Genomic DNA, 17,272 nt, shown 5'->3' with positions numbered 1-17,272 from the left:
CGGCGGACCGCCGGGAACGGCGGACAGGGCGACCCGCCCGCCGCGCAACGCCTGTTACGACTGTGTGACACGTGCGTGGGGCTCTTGGTGAGCACGCGGCGACCGCCTAACGTCCCTCCGGGCCGCGCGGCCACCCCGCGCGCCGACCACCCCGACACGAGAACGAGGACCTCGATGACCGAGTCGTCTGAGAACGCTCCCACCCGCCGCACCTTCACGCTCGCCTCGCTGGCCGTGGCCGCGACGGCCACGACCGCGGCCTGCGCGGAGAGCCAGCGCGACACCGGCGGGCAGGAGGGCGCCGAGGGCGGCGTCGGTGGCGGGTCCGAGGTCGACACGTTCGTCTTCGGCGGCGCGGCCGACCCCGACGCCCTGGACCCCGTCTTCGCCAGCGACGGCGAGACGTTCCGCATCACCCGGCAGGTCTTCGAGGGGCTCGTCAGCACCGAGCCCGGGACCACCGAGCTCGCGCCCGGCCTGGCGACCTCCTGGGAGGTGTCCGAGGACGGCCTGAGCTACACCTTCACCCTCGCCGAGGGCGTGACCTTCTCCAACGGCGAGCCCTTCGACAACCAGGCCGTCGTCGCCAACTTCGAGCGCTGGTACAACCTGCGCGGCCTGGCCCAGGGCGAGGACCTCGCGTACTACTACCGCTCCATCTTCCGCGGCTTCGCCGTCAACGACGACCCCGCGCTGGGCACCAGCCTGTACGCGGGCAGCACCGCCAACGACGACGGCACGGTCACCGTGAACCTCACCGCGCCGTTCGCCGGTTTCCTCGCCTCCCTCACGCTGCCCGCGTTCGCCATGCAGGAGACCGGCGCCGTCGAGGCCGGCGGCGGGAACGGCGCCGACGGCTCCGACCCGCGCCAGAGCGCCTACGCCACCGGCGGGATCGTCGGCACCGGCCCGTTCGTGTTCGACTCCTGGGAGCGCGGGCAGCAGATCCGCCTGCGCCGCAACGACGACTACTGGGGCGAGCCCGCGAAGGTCGCCACCGCCGTCGTCCGGTTCATCGGCGACGGCACCGCGCGCCGGCAGGCGCTGCAGAACGGCGACATCGACGGCTACGACCTCGTCGCCCCCGCCGACGTGGACACCCTGTCCTCCGCCGGGTTCCAGGTCCTGGAGCGGCCCGCCTTCAACGTCCTGTACCTGGGGATGAACCAGGCCTACCCGCCGCTGGACGACATCCGCGTGCGCCAGGCGATCGCCCACGCGATCGACAAGGAGGCCGTCATCTCCAACGCGCTGCCCGAGGGCACCGAGCCGGCGACGCAGTTCATGCCCGAGAACGTCATCGGCTACAACGCCGGCGTCACCACCTACGAGTACGACCCCGACCGCGCGCGCCAGCTGCTCGCCGAGGCCGGCCAGTCCGACCTCACCCTGCCGTTCAACTACCCCACGGGCGTCTCGCGGCCGTACATGCCGGACCCGGAGACCATCTACAACGCGATCTCCCAGCAGCTGTCCGCCGTCGGCATCACCGTGCAGCCCGTCGCCGAGCAGTGGACCCCGGACTACCTGGGCACCGTGCAGGGCGGCACCGACCACGGCCTGCACCTGCTGGGCTGGACCGGCGACTACAACGACCCAGACAACTTCATCGGGGTGTTCTTCGGCGCCGCCACCAACGAGTGGGGGTTCACCGACCAGGCCCTGTTCGACGGGCTGGCCCAGGCCCGCACGGTCGTCGGCGAGGACGCGCAGCAGGAGGCCTACGAGGCCCTCAACGAGCAGGTCATGCAGCTGCTGCCGGGCGTCCCCGTCGCCAGCCCCGTGCCGTCGCTGGCGTTCGCCGCCGGCGTGGAGGGCTACATCGCGAGCCCCGTGCAGGACGAGGTCTGGAACACCGTCACCGTCTCCGAGGGCTGATGCTCTCCTTCGTCGCCCGCCGGCTGGGACTGCTCCTGGTGGTCCTGGCCGGCCTGTCGCTGCTGCTGTTCGCCTGGGTGCGGGCCCTGCCGGGGGACCCGGCCCGAGCGCTGCTCGGCGAGCGCGCGACCCCCGCCGGGATCGCCGCGGTCACCGAGCGGTACGGGTTCGACCAGCCGCTGTGGCAGCAGTACGTCACCTACGTCGGCCGCCTGCTCACCGGCGACTTCGGCGCCTCGATCCGCACCGGCGAACCCGTGCTGGCGACCTTCGCCGAGCGGTTCCCGGCCACGGTCGAGCTGGCCGTGGCGGCCCTGCTGCTCGCCGTCGTCGCGGGGATCCCCCTGGGGTACCTCGCGGCGCGGCGGCGCGGCGGCGCGCTGGACCACCTCGCCGTCGGGGGTTCGCTCCTGGGCGTCGTCGTCCCGGTGTTCTTCCTGGCGGTCCTGCTGAAGTACCTGTTCTCGCTGCAGCTGGGGCTGTTCCCCACCGCCGGGCGCCAGGACGCGCGCATCGACGCCACCCACGTCACCGGGTTCTACGTCCTGGACGGCCTGCTCACCCGCGAGTGGGACGCCTCCTGGGACGCCCTGGTGCACCTGGTCCTGCCGGCCCTGGCGCTGGGGTCGATCCCGCTGGCCATCATCGTGCGCATCACCCGCGCCTCCGTGCTCGACGTGCTCGGCGACGACCACGTGCGCACCGCCCGCGCCAAGGGCCTGCCCAGCTCCGTCGTCAGCCGCCGGCACGTGCTGCGCAACGCGCTGCTGCCGGTGTCCACCACCCTCGGGCTGCAGGCCGGGGCGCTGCTGTCCGGGGCGGTGCTCACCGAGACGGTGTTCGCCATCAACGGCATCGGCAGCTACCTGTTCCAGGCCGTCACCCAGCTCGACTACCCGGTCCTCCAGGGGTTCATCCTGTTCATCGCCGTCGTGTACGCCCTCGTCAACCTCCTCGTCGACGTCAGCTACGGCCTCGTCGACCCGCGGGTGCGCGTCTCGTGACCGCCCTCGAAGCGCTGCCCGACCCCGGGCAGGTCGAGCCGACCGGTTCCTCCGGCGCAGGCCCCTGGCGCGCCGCGTGGCGGCGCCTGCGCCGCGACCCCGCCGGCATCGCCGGCGCCGTCATCGTCGCGCTGTTCGTCCTCGTCGCCGTCCTGGCGCCCGTGCTGGCGCCGTACCGGCCCGCCACCTCGGAGTGGTTCGCCCAGGTGACGCCGACCTCCGTGCCCGGGCCCAGCGCCGAGCACCCCCTGGGTCTGGACTCCTTCGGCTCGGACCTGCTGACGCAGCTGCTGCACGGGGCGCGCTCCTCCCTCGTCATCGGTGTCGTCTCCACCGCCGTCGGCCTGAGCGCCGGGGCGGTCCTGGGCCTGCTGGCCGGCGGGATCGGCGGCTGGGTCGACACCGCCGTCATGCGCGTGGTCGACGTGCTGCTGTCCATCCCGGCGCTGCTGCTGGCCGTCAGCGTCGCCGCCGTCCTGGGCCGCAGCTCCACCTCGGTCATGCTCGCCATCGCCGCCGCGCAGGTGCCGATCTTCGCGCGGCTGCTGCGCGCCTCGCTGCTGGCCCAGCGCGGTCAGGACTACGTCCTCGCGCTGCGCTCGCTGGGCCTGCGCCAGCGGCGCATCGTCCTGGGCCACATGCTGCCCAACTCCACCGGCCCCGTGCTCGTGCAGGCCACCCTCGTGCTGGCCACCGCGGTCATCGAGGTCGCCGCCCTGTCCTTCCTCGGACTGGGCGACCCGGACCCCGCCGTGGCCGAGTGGGGCCGGATGCTCGTGCGCGCCCAGGACCGCCTGGAGCAGGCGCCGCAGCTGGCCCTCCTGCCCGGCGCGTGCATCGCCGTCACCGCGCTCGGCTTCACCCTGCTCGGCGAGTCGCTGCGCCAGGCCCTGGACCCGAGGAGCACCCGGTGAGCCTGCTGGAGGTCGAGGACCTGCGGGTCCGCTTCACCCGCCGCGGCGCGGCCGACGCCACCGCCGTCGACGGCGTCTCGTTCAGCGTCGACGCCGGCGAGGTCGTCGGGCTGGTCGGGGAGTCCGGCTGCGGCAAGTCCGTCACGTCGCTGGCCGTCATGGGTCTGCTGCCGCGCACCGCGCGCGTCACCGGCTCCGTCCGCTTCGACGGGACCGACCTGCTCACCCTGCCCCCGCGGGCCCTGGCCGCCCGGCGCGGCCGGGACCTGGCCATGGTCTTCCAGGACCCGATGACGTCGTTGAACCCCGTGCTCACCCTCGGGCGCCAGCTGACCGAGGTCCTGCGCGCGCACACCGACCTCGGCCGCGCCGCCGCCCAGCGCGAGGCCGTGGACCTGCTGGCCCGCGTGGGCATCCCCGACCCGCGCCGGCGCGTGGGGGAGTACCCGCACCAGCTGTCCGGCGGGATGCGCCAGCGCGTGCTCATCGCCATCGCGCTGGCCTGCTCCCCGCGGCTGATCATCGCCGACGAGCCGACCACCGCCCTCGACGTCACCATCCAGGCGCAGGTCCTCGACCTGCTCACGACCCTCGTCCGGGAGTCCGGCACGGCCATGGTCCTCATCACCCACGACCTGGGCGTCGTCGCCGGCACGTGCGACCGCGTCAACGTCCTGTACGGCGGGCGGGTCGTCGAGACCGCCGGGCGCCGCGAGCTGTTCGCGCACCCGCGCCACCGCTACACCACCGGCCTGCTCGCGGCCGTCCCGCGCGTGGACGCGCCCGAGGGCACCGGGCTGAGCCCCGTGCCCGGGTCCGTGCGCGACCTGCTGCCCTGGGAGCGCGGCTGCGCGTTCAGCCCCCGCTGCGCGCACGCCGACGACGCCTGCCGCTCCGGGGACATCCCCCTGACCGCGGGGTCCGCGGACGGCACCGCCGGGACCACCGGGGACGTCGCCACGGGGGAGCGCGCGCCGCACGCGGCCCGCTGCGTCCACCCCGCCTCGGGGACCCCGGCGCGCGCCGGCGGGGGAGCGGCGTGAGCGCGCTGCTGGAGGTCCGCGGCCTGGAGGTGCACTACCCCGTGCGCGGGGGCCTGCTGCGCCGGCGCGGCGGCGCCGTGCGCGCCGTGGACGGCGTCGACCTCGACGTCGAGCGCGGCACGACCTACGGGCTGGTGGGGGAGTCCGGCTGCGGCAAGTCCACCCTGGGCCGGGCGGTGCTGCGCCTGACCGAGCCGACGGCCGGCGAGGTGCGCGTGGGCGGGCGCGACCTGCTGCAGCTGCGCCCCGAGGAGCTGCGGCGCGCCCGCCGCGGCCTGCAGATGGTCTTCCAGGACCCCCTGGCCAGCCTCGACCCGCGCCAGGACGTCGAGAGCGCCCTGCTGGAGCCGCTGCGGGTGCACGGGATCGAGGGCGGCACCGCCGGGCACCGCGAGCGGGTGCGCGAGCTGCTGGAGCGGGTCGGCCTGCCCTCCTCCGCCGCGGCCAAGTACCCGCACGAGTTCTCCGGCGGGCAGCGCCAGCGCGTCGGCATCGCCCGCGCCCTCGTCCTGGACCCCGAGCTGCTGGTGGCCGACGAGCCCGTCTCGGCCCTCGACGTCTCGGTGCAGGCCCAGGTCCTCGTGCTGCTGGAGGAGCTGCAGCGCGAGCTCGGGCTGACCTACCTCGTCATCGCCCACGACCTGGCCGTCGTCAAGCACGTCAGCGACGTGGTCGGCGTCATGTACCTCGGCGCGGTCGTGGAGGAGGGCCCCGCCTCCGCCGTCTACGCCCGGCCGCTGCACCCGTACACGCGGGCGCTGCTGTCCGCCGCGCCCGTGCCCGACCCCGAGGTGGAGGAGCGCCGCGAGCGCATCCTGCTGTCCGGGGACCTGCCCAGTCCCGCCGACCCGCCCTCGGGCTGCCGCTTCCGCACCCGCTGCCCGTGGGTGCAGCCCACCCGCTGCGCCGACGAGCGCCCCCTCCTGCGGGTCCTGCCCGCCGACGCGCCCGGCGCCGGACCGGCGGCAGCGAGCGCCGCCCCGGCCCAGCGGGTGGCCTGCCACTGGGCCGAGGACATCGCCGCCGGGCGCCTGGACCCCGCGGCGGGGGCCGTGGCGCGGTGAGCCCCGCGCGCTCGCGGACCCCGCCGTTGCCGCTGCCGGAGGGGGGTCGCTAGGTTGCCCCGCACGCCCCCGCCCAGCGCCCGACGCGCCGGCCAGCCCCGCCGACCGCTGCCCCCGAAGGACCCCGAGGTGACACCGTGCCCCTGCCTCCCCTGACGGCCGAACAGCGCGCCGCCGCGCTCGAGAAGGCCGCGGCCGCGCGGCGGGAGCGCGCGGAGGTGAAGAACCGCCTGAAGTACGCCGGGGGCAGCCTCGAGGACGTCGTCCGCGAGGGGCAGGACAACGAGGTGCTGGGCAAGATGAAGGTCTCCGCGCTGCTGGAGTCCCTGCCGAACGTCGGCAAGGTGCGCGCCCGCCAGATCATGGCGGAGATCGGCATCTCGGAGTCCCGCCGGGTGCGCGGGCTGGGCGCCCACCAGATCGCCGCCCTCGTCGAGCGCTTCGGCGCCCACGGGAACGGCGCGGCGCCCGAGGACGGGACCGGGGCCGGGTCCGAGGCGGGGGAGGAGCGGTCCTGAGCCCCGCGCCCACCCCCTCCCGCCTGACGGTCCTCGCCGGGCCCACCGCCGTCGGCAAGGGCACCGTCTCCGCCGACCTGCGCGCCCGCTACCCGCAGGTGTGGATCTCGGTGTCGGCCACCACGCGCCCGCAGCGGCCCGGCGAGGTCGACGGCGTGCACTACCACTTCGTCGGCGAGGAGGACTTCGACGGCCTCGTCGAGCGCGGCGAGCTGCTGGAGTGGGCCCGCGTCCACGGCCGGCACCGCTACGGCACCCCGCGCGGCCCCGTCGCCGAGGTGCTGGCCACCGGGCGCCCCGCGCTGCTGGAGATCGACCTCGCCGGCGCGCGCCAGGTGCGCGCCGCGATGCCCGAGGCGCGCTTCGTCTTCCTCGCACCGCCCAGCTGGGACGAGCTGGTGCGCCGCCTCGTCGGCCGCGGCACCGAGACCCCCGAGGAGCGCGAGCGCCGGCTGGCCACCGCCCGCGTCGAGCTGGCCGCCGAGCCGGAGTTCGACGTCACGATCTACAACGACGACGTGCGCCGCGCCACCGACGAGCTCGTAGGATGGATGGGACTGTCCCCGCACGAGCCGCCGGCTCCGGCCGGGGCCGGGGCACCGCACCACCCGCCGACCCCTGAGGAGACCTGACCGTGGCTGGAACCGTCGCCGCGCCCGAGGGCATCACCAACCCGCCCATCGACGACCTGCTGACGGCCGCCGACTCCAAGTACGCCCTGGTCATCTACGCCGCCAAGCGCGCGCGCCAGATCAACGCGTACTACTCCCAGCTCGGCGAGGGCCTGCTGGAGTACGTCGGCCCGCTGGTGGAGACCCACGTGCAGGAGAAGGCGCTGTCCGTGTCCCTGCGCGAGATCAACGAGGGGTTGCTGACCTCGGAGCCCATCGAGCAGTGAGCACCTCCCCGCAGGGCGCGCGTCCCCGCGTCGTCCTCGGGGTCGCCGGTGGCATCGCCGCCTACAAGGCGGCGCTGCTGCTGCGCGAGCTCACCGAGACCGGCCACGACGTCCGCGTCGTGCCGACCGCCTCCTCCGAGCGCTTCGTCGGGCGCGCCACCTGGGAGGCCCTGTCGGGCAACCCCGTCACCACCGACGTGTGGGACGACGTGCCCGAGGTCCCGCACGTGCGCATCGGCCGGCACGCCGACCTCGTCGTCGTGGCCCCCGCCACCGCCGACCTGCTGGCGCGGGCCGCGCACGGCCTGGCCGACGACCTGCTGACCAACGTCCTGCTGACGGCCACCTGCCCCGTGCTGCTGGTGCCCGCCATGCACACCGAGATGTGGCTCAACGCCGCCGTGCAGGACAACGTCGCCCTGCTGCGCCGCCGCGGCGTCACCGTGCTGGACCCCGCCTCCGGGCGCCTGACCGGCGCCGACTCCGGGCCGGGCCGGCTGCCCGAGCCCGCCGACATCGCCGCCGCCTGCCGGCGCCTGCTGGCCGGCGGCGCGCGCGGGCGCGACCTGGCCGGGCGCCGCGTCGTCGTCTCCGCCGGCGGCACCCGCGAGCCGCTGGACCCGGTCCGCTTCCTCGGCAACCGCTCCTCGGGCCGGCAGGGCGTGGCCCTGGCCGCGGCCGCCGCCGCCCGCGGCGCTGCCGTCACCCTCGTCGCGGCCCACCTGGAGGTCCCCGTCCCGGCGGCCGTCGAGGCCGTCCACGTGGGCACCGCGCTGGAGCTGCGCGCGGCCGTGCGCGCCGCCGCCGAGGGCGCCGACGTCGTCGTCATGGCCGCGGCCGTGGCCGACTTCCGCCCCGCCACCCGCAGCGACGCCAAGATCAAGAAGGGCGACGACCCGGCCCGCGACCCCGTCGTCCTGCTGGAGCGCAACCCCGACGTCCTCGCCGAGCTCGTCGCCGACCGCACCGGCCGCGCGCCCCTGCTCGTCGGCTTCGCCGCGGAGACGGGCGACGAGGACGGCGACGTCCTGGAGCACGGGCGCGCCAAGCTGGCCCGCAAGGGCTGCGACCTGCTCGTGCTCAACGAGGTGGGGGAGCGGCGCGGGTTCGCCGAGCCCGTCAACGCGGTCACGCTGCTGGGCGCCGACGGCACCGAGCGGGAGGTCCCCGAGGCCAGCAAGGACGTGGTGGCCGACGCGGTGTGGGACGCGGTGGTCCCTATGCTGACCCCGTGACGTCCCCCCTGCGCCTGTTCACGTCCGAGTCGGTCACGGAGGGCCACCCGGACAAGATCTGCGACCAGATCTCCGACGGCGTCCTGGACGCCCTCCTGGCGCAGGACCCGGCCAGCCGCGTCGCCGTGGAGACCATGGTCACCACCGGCCTCGTGCACGTGGCCGGGGAGGTCAGCACCGAGGCGTACGCCGACATCCCCACCATCGTGCGCCGCACCCTGCTGGAGATCGGCTACGACTCCTCCGCCAAGGGGTTCGACGGCACCACCTGCGGCGTCGAGGTGTCCATCGGCTCGCAGTCGCCGGACATCGCCCAGGGCGTCGACGAGGCGTGGGAGAACCGGCAGGCGGGCGGCGGCGCCGACCCGCTGGACCTGCAGGGCGCCGGCGACCAGGGCCTGATGTTCGGCTACGCCTGCGACGACACCCCCGAGCTCATGCCGCTGCCCATCCACCTGGCGCACCGGCTGTCCCAGCGGCTGTCCGAGGCGCGCAAGAAGGGCGAGATCCCCTACCTGCGCCCCGACGGCAAGACGCAGGTGACCGTCGGCTACGACGGCGACCGCGCCGTCAGCCTGGACACCGTCGTGCTGTCCACCCAGCACGAGCCGGACGTCGACCTCGTGCGCACCCTGACCCCGGACGTGCGCCGGCACGTCATCGAGCCGGTCCTCGAGGGCCTGGAGCTGGACACCTCCGACATCCGGCTGCTGGTCAACCCCACCGGCCGCTTCGAGATCGGCGGGCCGATGGGCGACGCCGGGCTGACCGGCCGCAAGATCATCGTGGACACCTACGGGGGCATGGCCCGCCACGGCGGCGGCGCCTTCTCCGGCAAGGACCCCTCCAAGGTCGACCGCTCCGCCGCCTACGCCATGCGCTGGGTCGCCAAGAACGTCGTCGCCGCCGGCCTGGCCGCGCGCTGCGAGGTGCAGGTGGCCTACGCCATCGGCAAGGCGCAGCCGGTCGGCCTGTACGTGGAGACCTTCGGCACCGAGACCGTCGCCCGCGCCCGCATCGAGGCCGCCATCCGCGAGGTGTTCGACCTGCGCCCGGCCGCCATCGTGCGCGACCTGGACCTGCTGCAGCCCAAGTACGCCCCCACCGCCGCCTACGGCCACTTCGGCCGCGAGCTGCCCGGCTTCACCTGGGAGCGCACCGACCGCGTCGACGCGCTGCGCGCCGCCGCCGGCTGAGCGCCCTGGACGAGCAGGAGCCCGGCGGGCTCCCGGCGTCCGGGGACGGCGCCGGGAGCGGAGACGGCCCCGGCCCCGCGACGGAGCCGCCCGCGGAGGAGGCCCCGTCCGCCGGGCGCCCGGCGCGGCGCGCGGCCGGGCGGCGGAAGGGGCCGGCGCGCCGGCCCGCCGAGGAGGTCGCCGAGCAGGATCCCGTCGCGCGCGTCCTCGTCGCCGTCGGCCTGGCCCACCTGGACCGCCCGTTCGACTACCTGGTCCCGGCCTCGATGGCCGACACGGCCCAGCCCGGCGTCCTGGTGCGGGTGCCGTTCGCCGGCGCCGACGTCGAGGGCTGGGTCCTGGAGCGCGCCGCCGCCAGCGAGCACCCCGGCCGGCTGGCCCGGCTGCGCCGCGTCGTCAGCGACCTGCCGGTGCTGGACCGGCGCGTCCTGGAGCTGTGCCGGCGCGTGGCCGACCACTACGCCGGCACCCTGGCCGACGTCGTGCGCCTGGCGGTGCCCGGCCGGCACGCGGCCGCAGAGGCGGCCGTCCTGGCCTCCGCGCCCGAGCCCACCGCCGCGGTGCCCGCCCCCGCGCCCGGCGACGACCTGGCCGGCTGGGACCTGCACCGCGCCGGCCCCGCGTTCCTGCGCCACCTCGCCGACGGCGGCGCCCCCCGGGCCGTGGCCACCCTCGCCCCCGGCACCGACCCCGCCGACGCGCTCGCGGTGGCCGCCCGCGCCTGCCTGGCCTCGGGCCGCTCGGCCGTCCTCGTCGTGCCCGACCACCGCGACCTGGACCGCCTCGACGCCGCCCTGACCCGCCGCCTGCCCGCCGGCGCGCACGTGCGGCTGGAGGCGGACGCCGGCCCGCCGGCGCGCTGGGACGCCTACGTGCGCGCCCTGACCGGCCGCGCCCGCGTGGTCGCCGGCACCCGCGCCGCGGTCTTCGCCCCCGTGCAGCACCTGGGCCTGGTCGCCGTCCTCGACGACGGCGACGACTCCCACGCCGACCAGCGCACCCCCTACCCGCACGCGCGCGAGGTCGCCCGCCTGCGCGCCGACCTCGAGGGCGCCGCGGCCCTGCTGGCCGGCACCGCCCGCACCGCGGAGGCGCAGCAGCTCCTGCACGACGGATGGGCGCGCCCCGTCGTCGCCGACCGCGACGTCGTGCGCGAGCGCGCGCCCCGCGTCAGCGTCGCCGGCACCGCCCCGCACGCGCAGGACCCCGTCGCCGCGGCGGCCCGCCTCCCCAGCGACGGCTGGCGCGTGCTGCGCGAGGCCGTGCGCCGCGGGCCCGTCCTCGTGCAGGTCCCGCGCGGCGGCTACGTGCCCACGCTGGCCTGCGCGACCTGCCGCGAGCCGGCCCGCTGCTCCGTGTGCGCCGGGCCGCTGGCCCTGGACGAGGCCGCCGGCACCCCCTCGTGCCGCTGGTGCGGGCGCCCCGCCGCCGACCACGTCTGCCCGCACTGCGGTGACACGCGCTTCCGCGCCGTGGTCACCGGCGCCCGGCGAACCGCCGAGGAGATGGGTCGCGCCTTCCCCGGCGTGGACGTCGTCACCTCCGGCGGTTCCCGCGTCGTGGACCGGGTGGGCGACCGGCCCGCGCTGGTCATCGCGACCCCGGGCGCCGAGCCGGTGGCCGGGGGCGGCTACGCGGCGGCGATGCTGCTCGACGGCTGGGTGCTGCTGGGCCGGCCGGACCTGCGCGCCCAGGAGGAGGCGCTGCGCCGGTGGACGGCCGCGGCCTCCCTCGTGCGCGGTGCCGGGCAGGGCGGCGCGGTGGTCGTCGTCGCCGACCCGCAGGCCCCGGCCGTGCAGGCCCTCGTGCGCTGGGACCCGGCCGGGTTCGCCGAGCGCGAGCTGGCCTCGCGCGCCGAGCTGCAGCTGCCGCCCGCCGCCCGGTTCGCCGGCCTCATCGGCGCGGCCGCCGACGTGGCCGAGGCCGTGGCGGCCCTGCCGCCGCTGCCGGACGCCCGCGTCCTGGGGCCGGTCCCGCTGCCGGCGCCGCCGCGCGGGCGCGACCCCGAACCGCTGGTGCGAACCGTCGTTCGGGTGCCGCGCGAGCGCTCCGACGAGCTGGCCGCGGCCCTGCGGGCCCTGGCCGCCGGGCGCAGCCTGCGCAAGCTGCCGCCCGTGCGGGTGCGCGTGGACCCCCTGCAGATCGGCTGACCCGGGTCGGGCGTTCAGCCGTCGGCGAGGACGCCGCTGCGCTCCAGCCGGCGCTCGACCACCAGCAGCACGGCCACCAGCGCCGCGCCCGCCACCGCCAGGCCCACGACGCCCAGCACGTCGCCCGTGGGCGCCAGCAGGGTGCGGTCCTCCTCCTGCCACGGCCACAGCGCGCGCAGCGAGCCGGCCATCAGCCCCGTCATCACCGCCAGCGTCACCGCCCGGTGGGTGCTCAGCAGGTGCTGCAGCAGCCGCACGAACGAGGCCAGCCCGACGGTCGCGCCGAGGGCGAACGCCCCGACGTAGGCCAGGTCGCGCTCGGAGACCGCCGCCAGCGTCGTCTCGTACAGCCCGAAGGTCAGCAGCAGGAACGAGCCGGACACCCCCGGCAGGACGAGCGCGCAGATCGCCACGGCCGCGGCCGCGGCCACCACCAGCAGCGACGGGTCCGCGCTCGAGCCCGCCGGCAGGCCCGTCAGCGCGAAGGCCGCCACCGCCATCAGCAGGGCCACCACACCCAGCCCGGGCGTCCAGCGGCCCACCATCCGCGCCGGCACCACCAGCGAGGCCAGCACCAGCCCGAAGAACACCGCCCGGCTGCCCACCTCGTGCTCGGTCACCAGCGGCTCCAGCACCGAGGCGCCCACGACCACCGCGACCGCCATGCCCGCCAGGACCGGCAGCACGACCGACCAGCGGGCCTTCGCCAGCTCGGCGCGCGCCTGCGAGCGCGGGCCGGTCACCAGCAGCCGCGCCGCGGTCACCACGTGCGACGCCGAGGAGATCAGGGTCTCGTACACGCCGGTGAGCAGGGCCACGGTCCCGCCGCTGACACCCGGCACCACCTCGGCGCTGCCGATGAGGGCGCCGCGCACGACGTCCACCGGCAGGCGGCGCGCGGACGGGCGGCCGCCGGTGGGCGGGGAGTCGGGCGGGGAGGCGCTGGGCTCGCGGCGGGCGGTGTCCATGCCCCGAACGGTAGGGGACCGGGCGGCCCCGACCGCGCACGACGGCGGCCGCGCCGGGCCCGCCTACCATGGAGGGTCGCGCGGAGCCGGGCCCGCGGGCACCGTCCCGCGCACCCCGGTCCGCACCCGCACCCCGACCCGAGAGGAGCCCCGTGGCGGTCCAGCCGATCCGGCTGTTCGGCGACCCCGTGCTGCGCCAGCGCGCGCAGGAGGTCACCACCTTCGACAAGGAGCTGCGCAAGCTCGTCAAGGACCTGGAGGACACCATGCTCGCGGCCCCCGGCGCCGGGCTGGCCGCTCCGCAGCTGGGCGTGGGCCTGCGCGTGTTCACCTACCACGCCGACGGCGAGCTGGGGCACCTCGTCAACCCGGTGCTGGAGCTGTCCGAGGAGTGCCAGGACGGCGACGAGGGGTGCCTGTCGCTCCCCGGGATCGTCGCCGACACCCGCCGCGCCCTGCACGTGGTCGCCAGGGGCTTCGACCAGCACGGCGAGCCGGTGACGATCACCGGCTCGGAGTACAAGGCCCGCGCCATCCAGCACGAGACCGACCACCTCGACGGCGTCCTGTTCATCGACCGCCTCGACAAGCAGCAGCGCAAGCTGGCCCTCAAGGCCGTGCGCGAGGCGGAGTGGATGGGCCAGCCCGTCCCGCAGGTGAAGGTCAGCCCGCACGCCACCTTCGGCCAGGCCCGCTAGTGCGGGTCGTCTTCGCCGGCACCCCCGACGTCGCGCTCGCCTCCCTGGACGCCCTGCTGGCCTCCTCGCACGAGGTCGTCGCCGTCCTGACCCGTCCCGACGCCGCCCGCGGCCGCGGGCGGCGCCAGGCCGCCTCCCCGGTGGCCGTGCGCGCCCGCGAGGCCGGGCTGGAGCTGCTGCAGCCCGAGCGCCCGCGCGGGCCGGAGTTCCTGGACCGGCTGCGCGCGCTGGCGCCCGACGTGTGCCCGGTCGTCGCCTACGGCGCGCTCGTGCCCGCCGAGGCGCTGGCCGTGCCGCGCCTCGGTTGGGTCAACCTGCACTTCTCGCTGCTGCCGGCCTGGCGCGGCGCCGCCCCCGTGCAGCGCGCCGTGATGGCCGGCGACGACGTGACCGGCGCGTGCGTCTTCCAGCTGGAGACCGGCCTGGACACCGGCCCGGTGTACGGGCAGCTGACCGAGCCGGTCGGCGCGCGCGACACCGCCGGGGACCTGCTGGGGCGGCTGGCGGTCTCCGGCGCCCGGCTGCTCGTGGACGTCCTCGACGGCCTGGAGCGCGGCGTCCTGAGCGCGGTGCCGCAGCCCGCCGACGGGGTCAGCCACGCCCCGAAGATCCCGGTCGAGGAGGCCCGCGTGGACTGGAGCGCCCCGACCGCGCGCGTGGACCGGCTCGTGCGCGGCTGCACCCCCGACCCGGGGGCGTGGACGACCTTCCGCGGGGACCGGCTGAAGCTGGGCCCCGTCCTGCCCGTGGCCGACGCCGGCGACCCGCCGGCGCCCGGGGCCCTGCGCGTGGAGCGCCGGCGCGTGCTCGCAGGCACCGGGGACGGCGCCGTCGAGCTCGGCACGGTGCAGGCGGCCGGCGGGAAGGTCCTGGCGGCCGGTGACTGGGCGCGCGGCGCGCGCCCCGAGGACGGAGAACAGCTGCAGTGAGCGAGACCCCCCGCCGCCCCTCCCGCTCCGGCGGCCCCGGCGGCCCCGGCGGCCCCCGAGGATCCGGTGGGCAGCGTGGTCAGCAGGACCGGCGCGGCCAGCGTCCCGACCGCCCCGGTGAGCGCACCGGTGAGCGTCCCGGCCAGCGCCGCGGCGTGCGCCAGGACCGCTTCACCGCCGTCGACGACGCCCGCCGCGTCGCCTACGCGGTGCTGCGGGCCGTCGAGGAGGAGGACGCCTACGCCAACCTCGTCCTGCCGCGGATGCTGCGCCAGCAGCGCCTGGCCGGGCGCGACGCCGCCTTCGCCACGGAGCTGGCCTACGGCGTGCTGCGCGGGCGCGGCAGCTACGACGCCCTGCTGGCCTCGGTCAGCGACCGGCCGCTGAGCGAGCTGGACCCCGGCGTCCTGGACGTGCTGCGGCTGGGCGCGCACCAGGTGCTGGCCACGCGCGTGCCCGACCACGCCGCGGTCGCCACGAGCGTGGCGCTGGCCCGCCGCGAGCTCGGCAGCGGCCCGTCCGGGCTCGTCAACGCCGTGCTGCGCAACCTCGCCGGCCGCGAGCTCGGCCCCTGGCTGGAGGAGGTGGCCCCCGACGCGGCCACCGACCCCGTCGGGCACCTGGCGGTGCGCTGGTCGCACCCGGCGTGGGTCGTGCGCAGCCTGCGCGAGGCCCTCGTCGCCCACGGTCGCGACGCCGGTGAGCTGGCCGACCTGCTGGCCGCCGACAACGCCCCCGCGGCCGTCGCCCTGGCGGCCCTGCCGGGCCTGGCCGAGCCCGCCGACCTGCTCAGCGACGACCGCGCCCTCACCGTGCGCCCCGGCCGCTGGTCGCCGACCGCCGCCGTGCTCGAGCACGGCGACCCCGGCCGGGTGCCCGCCGTGCGCGAGGGCCGCGCGCGCGTGCAGGACGAGGGCAGCCAGCTCGTCGCCCACGTCCTGGCCGCCGCCGACGTCGAGGCGCGCGCCGGCGGTGGGGCCGGGGGGGAGCGCTGGCTGGACCTGTGCGCCGGCCCGGGCGGCAAGGCCGCGCTGCTGGCCGCCCACGCCGCCGGGCGCGGGGCGTCCCTGACGGCCGTCGAGGTCGCCCCCCACCGCGCCGACCTCGTCCGCCAGGCGCTCGCGGCCGTGCCCGGCGAGGTGGAGGTCCGCGTCGGCGACGGCCGCGAGGTCGCCGACAGCGACCCGGCGGTCTTCGACCGCGTCCTCGTCGACGCGCCCTGCACGGGCCTGGGCGCGCTGCGCCGGCGCCCGGAGGCCCGCTGGCGGCGCAGCCCCGCCGACCTGGGCACCCTGGGCCCGCTGCAGCGGGCCCTGCTGGGCTCGGCGCTGGACGCCGTGCGCCCCGGCGGGGTCGTCGCCTACGCCACCTGCTCGCCCGTCCTGGCCGAGACGCGGCTGGTCGTCGACGACGCGCTCAAGGCCGCCGCGAAGCGGGGCGTGCAGGTGGAGCGCCTGGACACCCCGGCCGTCCTGGCGTCCGTCCTGGGCGGTGAGCAGCTGCCGGGCGCTGCGGCGGGGGAGGGGGCCGTGCAGCTGTGGCCGCACGCCCACGGGACCGACGCCATGCACGTGGCCCTGCTGCGCCGCACCTCCTGAGCCCGCACCTGCCCCACCCGCCGCCGGCGGCGGGTGGGGGAGGATGGGCGCCGTGACGACGACGCCACCCGCCCCCGGTGCGACCCCCGACGCGATCCCCGGTGCGACCCCCGGCCCCCTCGCCGCGCCCGGCTGGGTCGAGGAGCTCGCGGCCCGCGCCGACGCGGCCCTGCCCGACTACGTCTCCGGCTACTTCCACTCCGCCGCCGGCGACGGCACCTGCGCGCGCGAGGGCGTCGCCGACTGGGACGCCTTCCGGCTGCGCCCGCGCGTCCTGCACGACACCTCCGAGGTCACCACCGCGACCACCCTGCTGGGCACCGCCGTGAGCAGCCCCCTCGTCGTGGCGCCCATGGCCCAGCAGGTCGCCGCCCGCCCCGAGGGCGAGGTCCTCACCGCCCGCGCCGCCGCCGCCCGCGGCCACCTGCTCGGCCTGTCCACCAACACCGGCGCCCGCTTCGCCGACGTCGCCGCCGAGGGCGCGCCCTGGTGGTACCAGGTGTACGTCTGCCGGGACCGCTCGGTCACGGCCCGCCTCGTCGAGCGCGCCGCCGCCGCCGGCGCCCGCGCGCTGCTGCTCACCGTGGACACCACCTCCCTGGCCGTGGAGGGCCCGCGGCTGGACCCCTCCAACTGGGTGGAGTCCCCCCGCAAGAACCGCACCGCCAACCTCACGCCCGCCGAGGTCGAGGCGGCCGGGCCCGACGGGCTGGCGATGGCGCTGGACCTGACGCCCGACGTCATCGGCTGGCTGGCCGAGGAGTCGGGGCTGCCCGTGCTCGCCAAGGGCGTCCTGACCGCCCGCGACGCGCGCCGCTGCGTGGACGCCGGCGCCGACGGAGTCGTCGTCTCCACCCACGGCGGGCGCCGGCTGGGCCCGTCGGTGACCTCCGCGCACGCCCTGCCGGAGGTCCTGGCGGAGGTCGGCGCCGAGGTGGAGGTGCACGTCGACTCCGGCGTGCGCGCCGGCCACCACGCCGTCGCGGCGCTCGCGCTGGGCGCCCGCGCCGTGCACGTGGGCCGGCCCGTCATGTGGGGCCTGGCCGCCGACGGCGCCGACGGCGTCGGCGCCGTCCTGGACCAGCTGCAGGCGGAGCTGGTCACCTGCCTGCGCCAGACCGGCTTCGCCCACCAGCGCGACCTGACCCCGGCGGACGTGGTGCGCCGGGCCTGACGGGC

16 protein-coding genes are annotated in these 17,272 nt (G+C 77.2%); 15 read left to right on the top strand and 1 reads right to left on the bottom strand.

The annotated features are described in order from the left end of the window. Positions 1 to 174: 174 nt before the first annotated feature. The 11 genes from ACRYMY_RS09865 (at position 175) to ACRYMY_RS09815 (ending at position 11,900) form a co-directional block, all read left to right on the top strand. Entirely contained in the window at positions 175 to 1,878 is a 1,704-nt protein-coding gene (locus tag ACRYMY_RS09865) for an ABC transporter substrate-binding protein (RefSeq protein WP_432547082.1), read from the top strand. Next, entirely contained in the window at positions 1,878 to 2,882 is a 1,005-nt protein-coding gene (locus ACRYMY_RS09860) for an ABC transporter permease (protein WP_432547081.1), read from the top strand. Before ACRYMY_RS09865 ends, ACRYMY_RS09860 begins: the two co-directional genes overlap by 1 nt. Continuing rightward, a complete protein-coding gene (locus ACRYMY_RS09855; RefSeq protein WP_432547080.1) occupies positions 2,879 to 3,796 on the top strand; it encodes an ABC transporter permease in 918 nt (305 codons plus the stop codon). Before ACRYMY_RS09860 ends, ACRYMY_RS09855 begins: the two co-directional genes overlap by 4 nt. Beyond that, complete coding sequence (locus ACRYMY_RS09850) at positions 3,793 to 4,839, top strand: ABC transporter ATP-binding protein (protein ID WP_432547079.1); 1,047 nt, start codon at positions 3,793 to 3,795, stop codon at positions 4,837 to 4,839. The genes ACRYMY_RS09855 and ACRYMY_RS09850 overlap by 4 nt, the downstream gene beginning before the upstream one ends. Next, on the top strand, positions 4,836 to 5,903 hold the full coding sequence (locus ACRYMY_RS09845; RefSeq protein ID WP_432547078.1) for an ABC transporter ATP-binding protein: 1,068 nt from the start codon (positions 4,836 to 4,838) through the stop codon (positions 5,901 to 5,903). The genes ACRYMY_RS09850 and ACRYMY_RS09845 overlap by 4 nt, the downstream gene beginning before the upstream one ends. A gap of 137 nt (positions 5,904 to 6,040) precedes the next feature. Then, entirely contained in the window at positions 6,041 to 6,421 is a 381-nt protein-coding gene (gene mihF, locus ACRYMY_RS09840) for an integration host factor, actinobacterial type (RefSeq protein WP_432547077.1), read from the top strand. Next, positions 6,418 to 7,053, top strand: coding sequence for a guanylate kinase (gene gmk / locus ACRYMY_RS09835; RefSeq protein WP_432547108.1), 636 nt, complete (start codon positions 6,418 to 6,420; stop codon positions 7,051 to 7,053). Before mihF ends, gmk begins: the two co-directional genes overlap by 4 nt. A 2-nt stretch (positions 7,054 to 7,055) precedes the next feature. Next, positions 7,056 to 7,319, top strand: coding sequence for a DNA-directed RNA polymerase subunit omega (gene rpoZ / locus ACRYMY_RS09830; RefSeq protein WP_369052233.1), 264 nt, complete (start codon positions 7,056 to 7,058; stop codon positions 7,317 to 7,319). After that, positions 7,316 to 8,554: a bifunctional phosphopantothenoylcysteine decarboxylase/phosphopantothenate--cysteine ligase CoaBC gene (gene coaBC, locus ACRYMY_RS09825; protein ID WP_432547076.1), complete on the top strand. Its 1,239-nt coding sequence runs from the start codon at positions 7,316 to 7,318 to the stop codon at positions 8,552 to 8,554. The genes rpoZ and coaBC overlap by 4 nt, the downstream gene beginning before the upstream one ends. Continuing rightward, positions 8,551 to 9,750 carry a methionine adenosyltransferase gene (gene metK, locus ACRYMY_RS09820; protein WP_432547075.1) on the top strand — a complete coding sequence of 400 codons (1,200 nt, stop codon included), beginning with the start codon at positions 8,551 to 8,553 and terminating at the stop codon, positions 9,748 to 9,750. The genes coaBC and metK overlap by 4 nt, the downstream gene beginning before the upstream one ends. A 266-nt stretch (positions 9,751 to 10,016) precedes the next feature. Beyond that, positions 10,017 to 11,900 (top strand): primosomal protein N' family DNA-binding protein, encoded by a 1,884-nt coding sequence (locus ACRYMY_RS09815; RefSeq protein ID WP_432547074.1) that lies wholly within the window; start codon positions 10,017 to 10,019, stop codon positions 11,898 to 11,900. A 14-nt stretch (positions 11,901 to 11,914) separates the two neighbouring features. On the opposite strand, the gene ACRYMY_RS09810 is transcribed toward ACRYMY_RS09815, so the two are convergent. After that, on the bottom strand, positions 11,915 to 12,868 hold the full coding sequence (locus ACRYMY_RS09810; protein WP_432547073.1) for a DUF368 domain-containing protein: 954 nt from the start codon (positions 12,866 to 12,868) through the stop codon (positions 11,915 to 11,917). Between the two features lie 152 nt (positions 12,869 to 13,020). Here ACRYMY_RS09810 and def point away from each other — a divergent pair, with 152 nt between their 5' ends. From def to ACRYMY_RS09790, 4 genes are read left to right on the top strand one after another with little or no spacing between them, the layout of a single operon-like run. Further along, positions 13,021 to 13,566: a peptide deformylase gene (gene def, locus ACRYMY_RS09805; protein ID WP_432547072.1), complete on the top strand. Its 546-nt coding sequence runs from the start codon at positions 13,021 to 13,023 to the stop codon at positions 13,564 to 13,566. After that, entirely contained in the window at positions 13,566 to 14,495 is a 930-nt protein-coding gene (fmt, locus tag ACRYMY_RS09800) for a methionyl-tRNA formyltransferase (protein WP_432547071.1), read from the top strand. Before def ends, fmt begins: the two co-directional genes overlap by 1 nt. After that, on the top strand, positions 14,492 to 16,093 hold the full coding sequence (locus tag ACRYMY_RS09795; RefSeq protein ID WP_432547070.1) for an RsmB/NOP family class I SAM-dependent RNA methyltransferase: 1,602 nt from the start codon (positions 14,492 to 14,494) through the stop codon (positions 16,091 to 16,093). The genes fmt and ACRYMY_RS09795 overlap by 4 nt, the downstream gene beginning before the upstream one ends. 52 nt (positions 16,094 to 16,145) lie before the next feature. Beyond that, positions 16,146 to 17,267, top strand: a complete 1,122-nt coding sequence (locus ACRYMY_RS09790) for an alpha-hydroxy acid oxidase (protein WP_432547069.1) — start codon at positions 16,146 to 16,148, stop codon at positions 17,265 to 17,267. The last annotated feature ends 5 nt before the right edge of the window (positions 17,268 to 17,272 follow it).

The sequence above is a fragment of the Kineococcus haloalkalitolerans genome (assembly GCF_050871905.1).
Taxonomy (GTDB): domain Bacteria; phylum Actinomycetota; class Actinomycetes; order Actinomycetales; family Kineococcaceae; genus Kineococcus.
Note: the sequence above shows the minus strand (reverse complement) of the source record. Positions and strands in the feature narration are given on the sequence as shown.

Excerpts from the sequence above, each read along its gene's own strand:
- ACRYMY_RS09815 (WP_432547074.1), top strand. The coding sequence starts at position 10,017 with ATGGCCGACACGGCCCAGCCCGGCGTCCTGGTGCGGGTGCCGTTCGCC.
- ACRYMY_RS09865 (WP_432547082.1), top strand. The coding sequence starts at position 175 with ATGACCGAGTCGTCTGAGAACGCTCCCACCCGCCGCACCTTCACGCTC.
- ACRYMY_RS09810 (WP_432547073.1), bottom strand. The coding sequence starts at position 12,868 with ATGGACACCGCCCGCCGCGAGCCCAGCGCCTCCCCGCCCGACTCCCCG.
- ACRYMY_RS09860 (WP_432547081.1), top strand. The coding sequence starts at position 1,878 with ATGCTCTCCTTCGTCGCCCGCCGGCTGGGACTGCTCCTGGTGGTCCTG.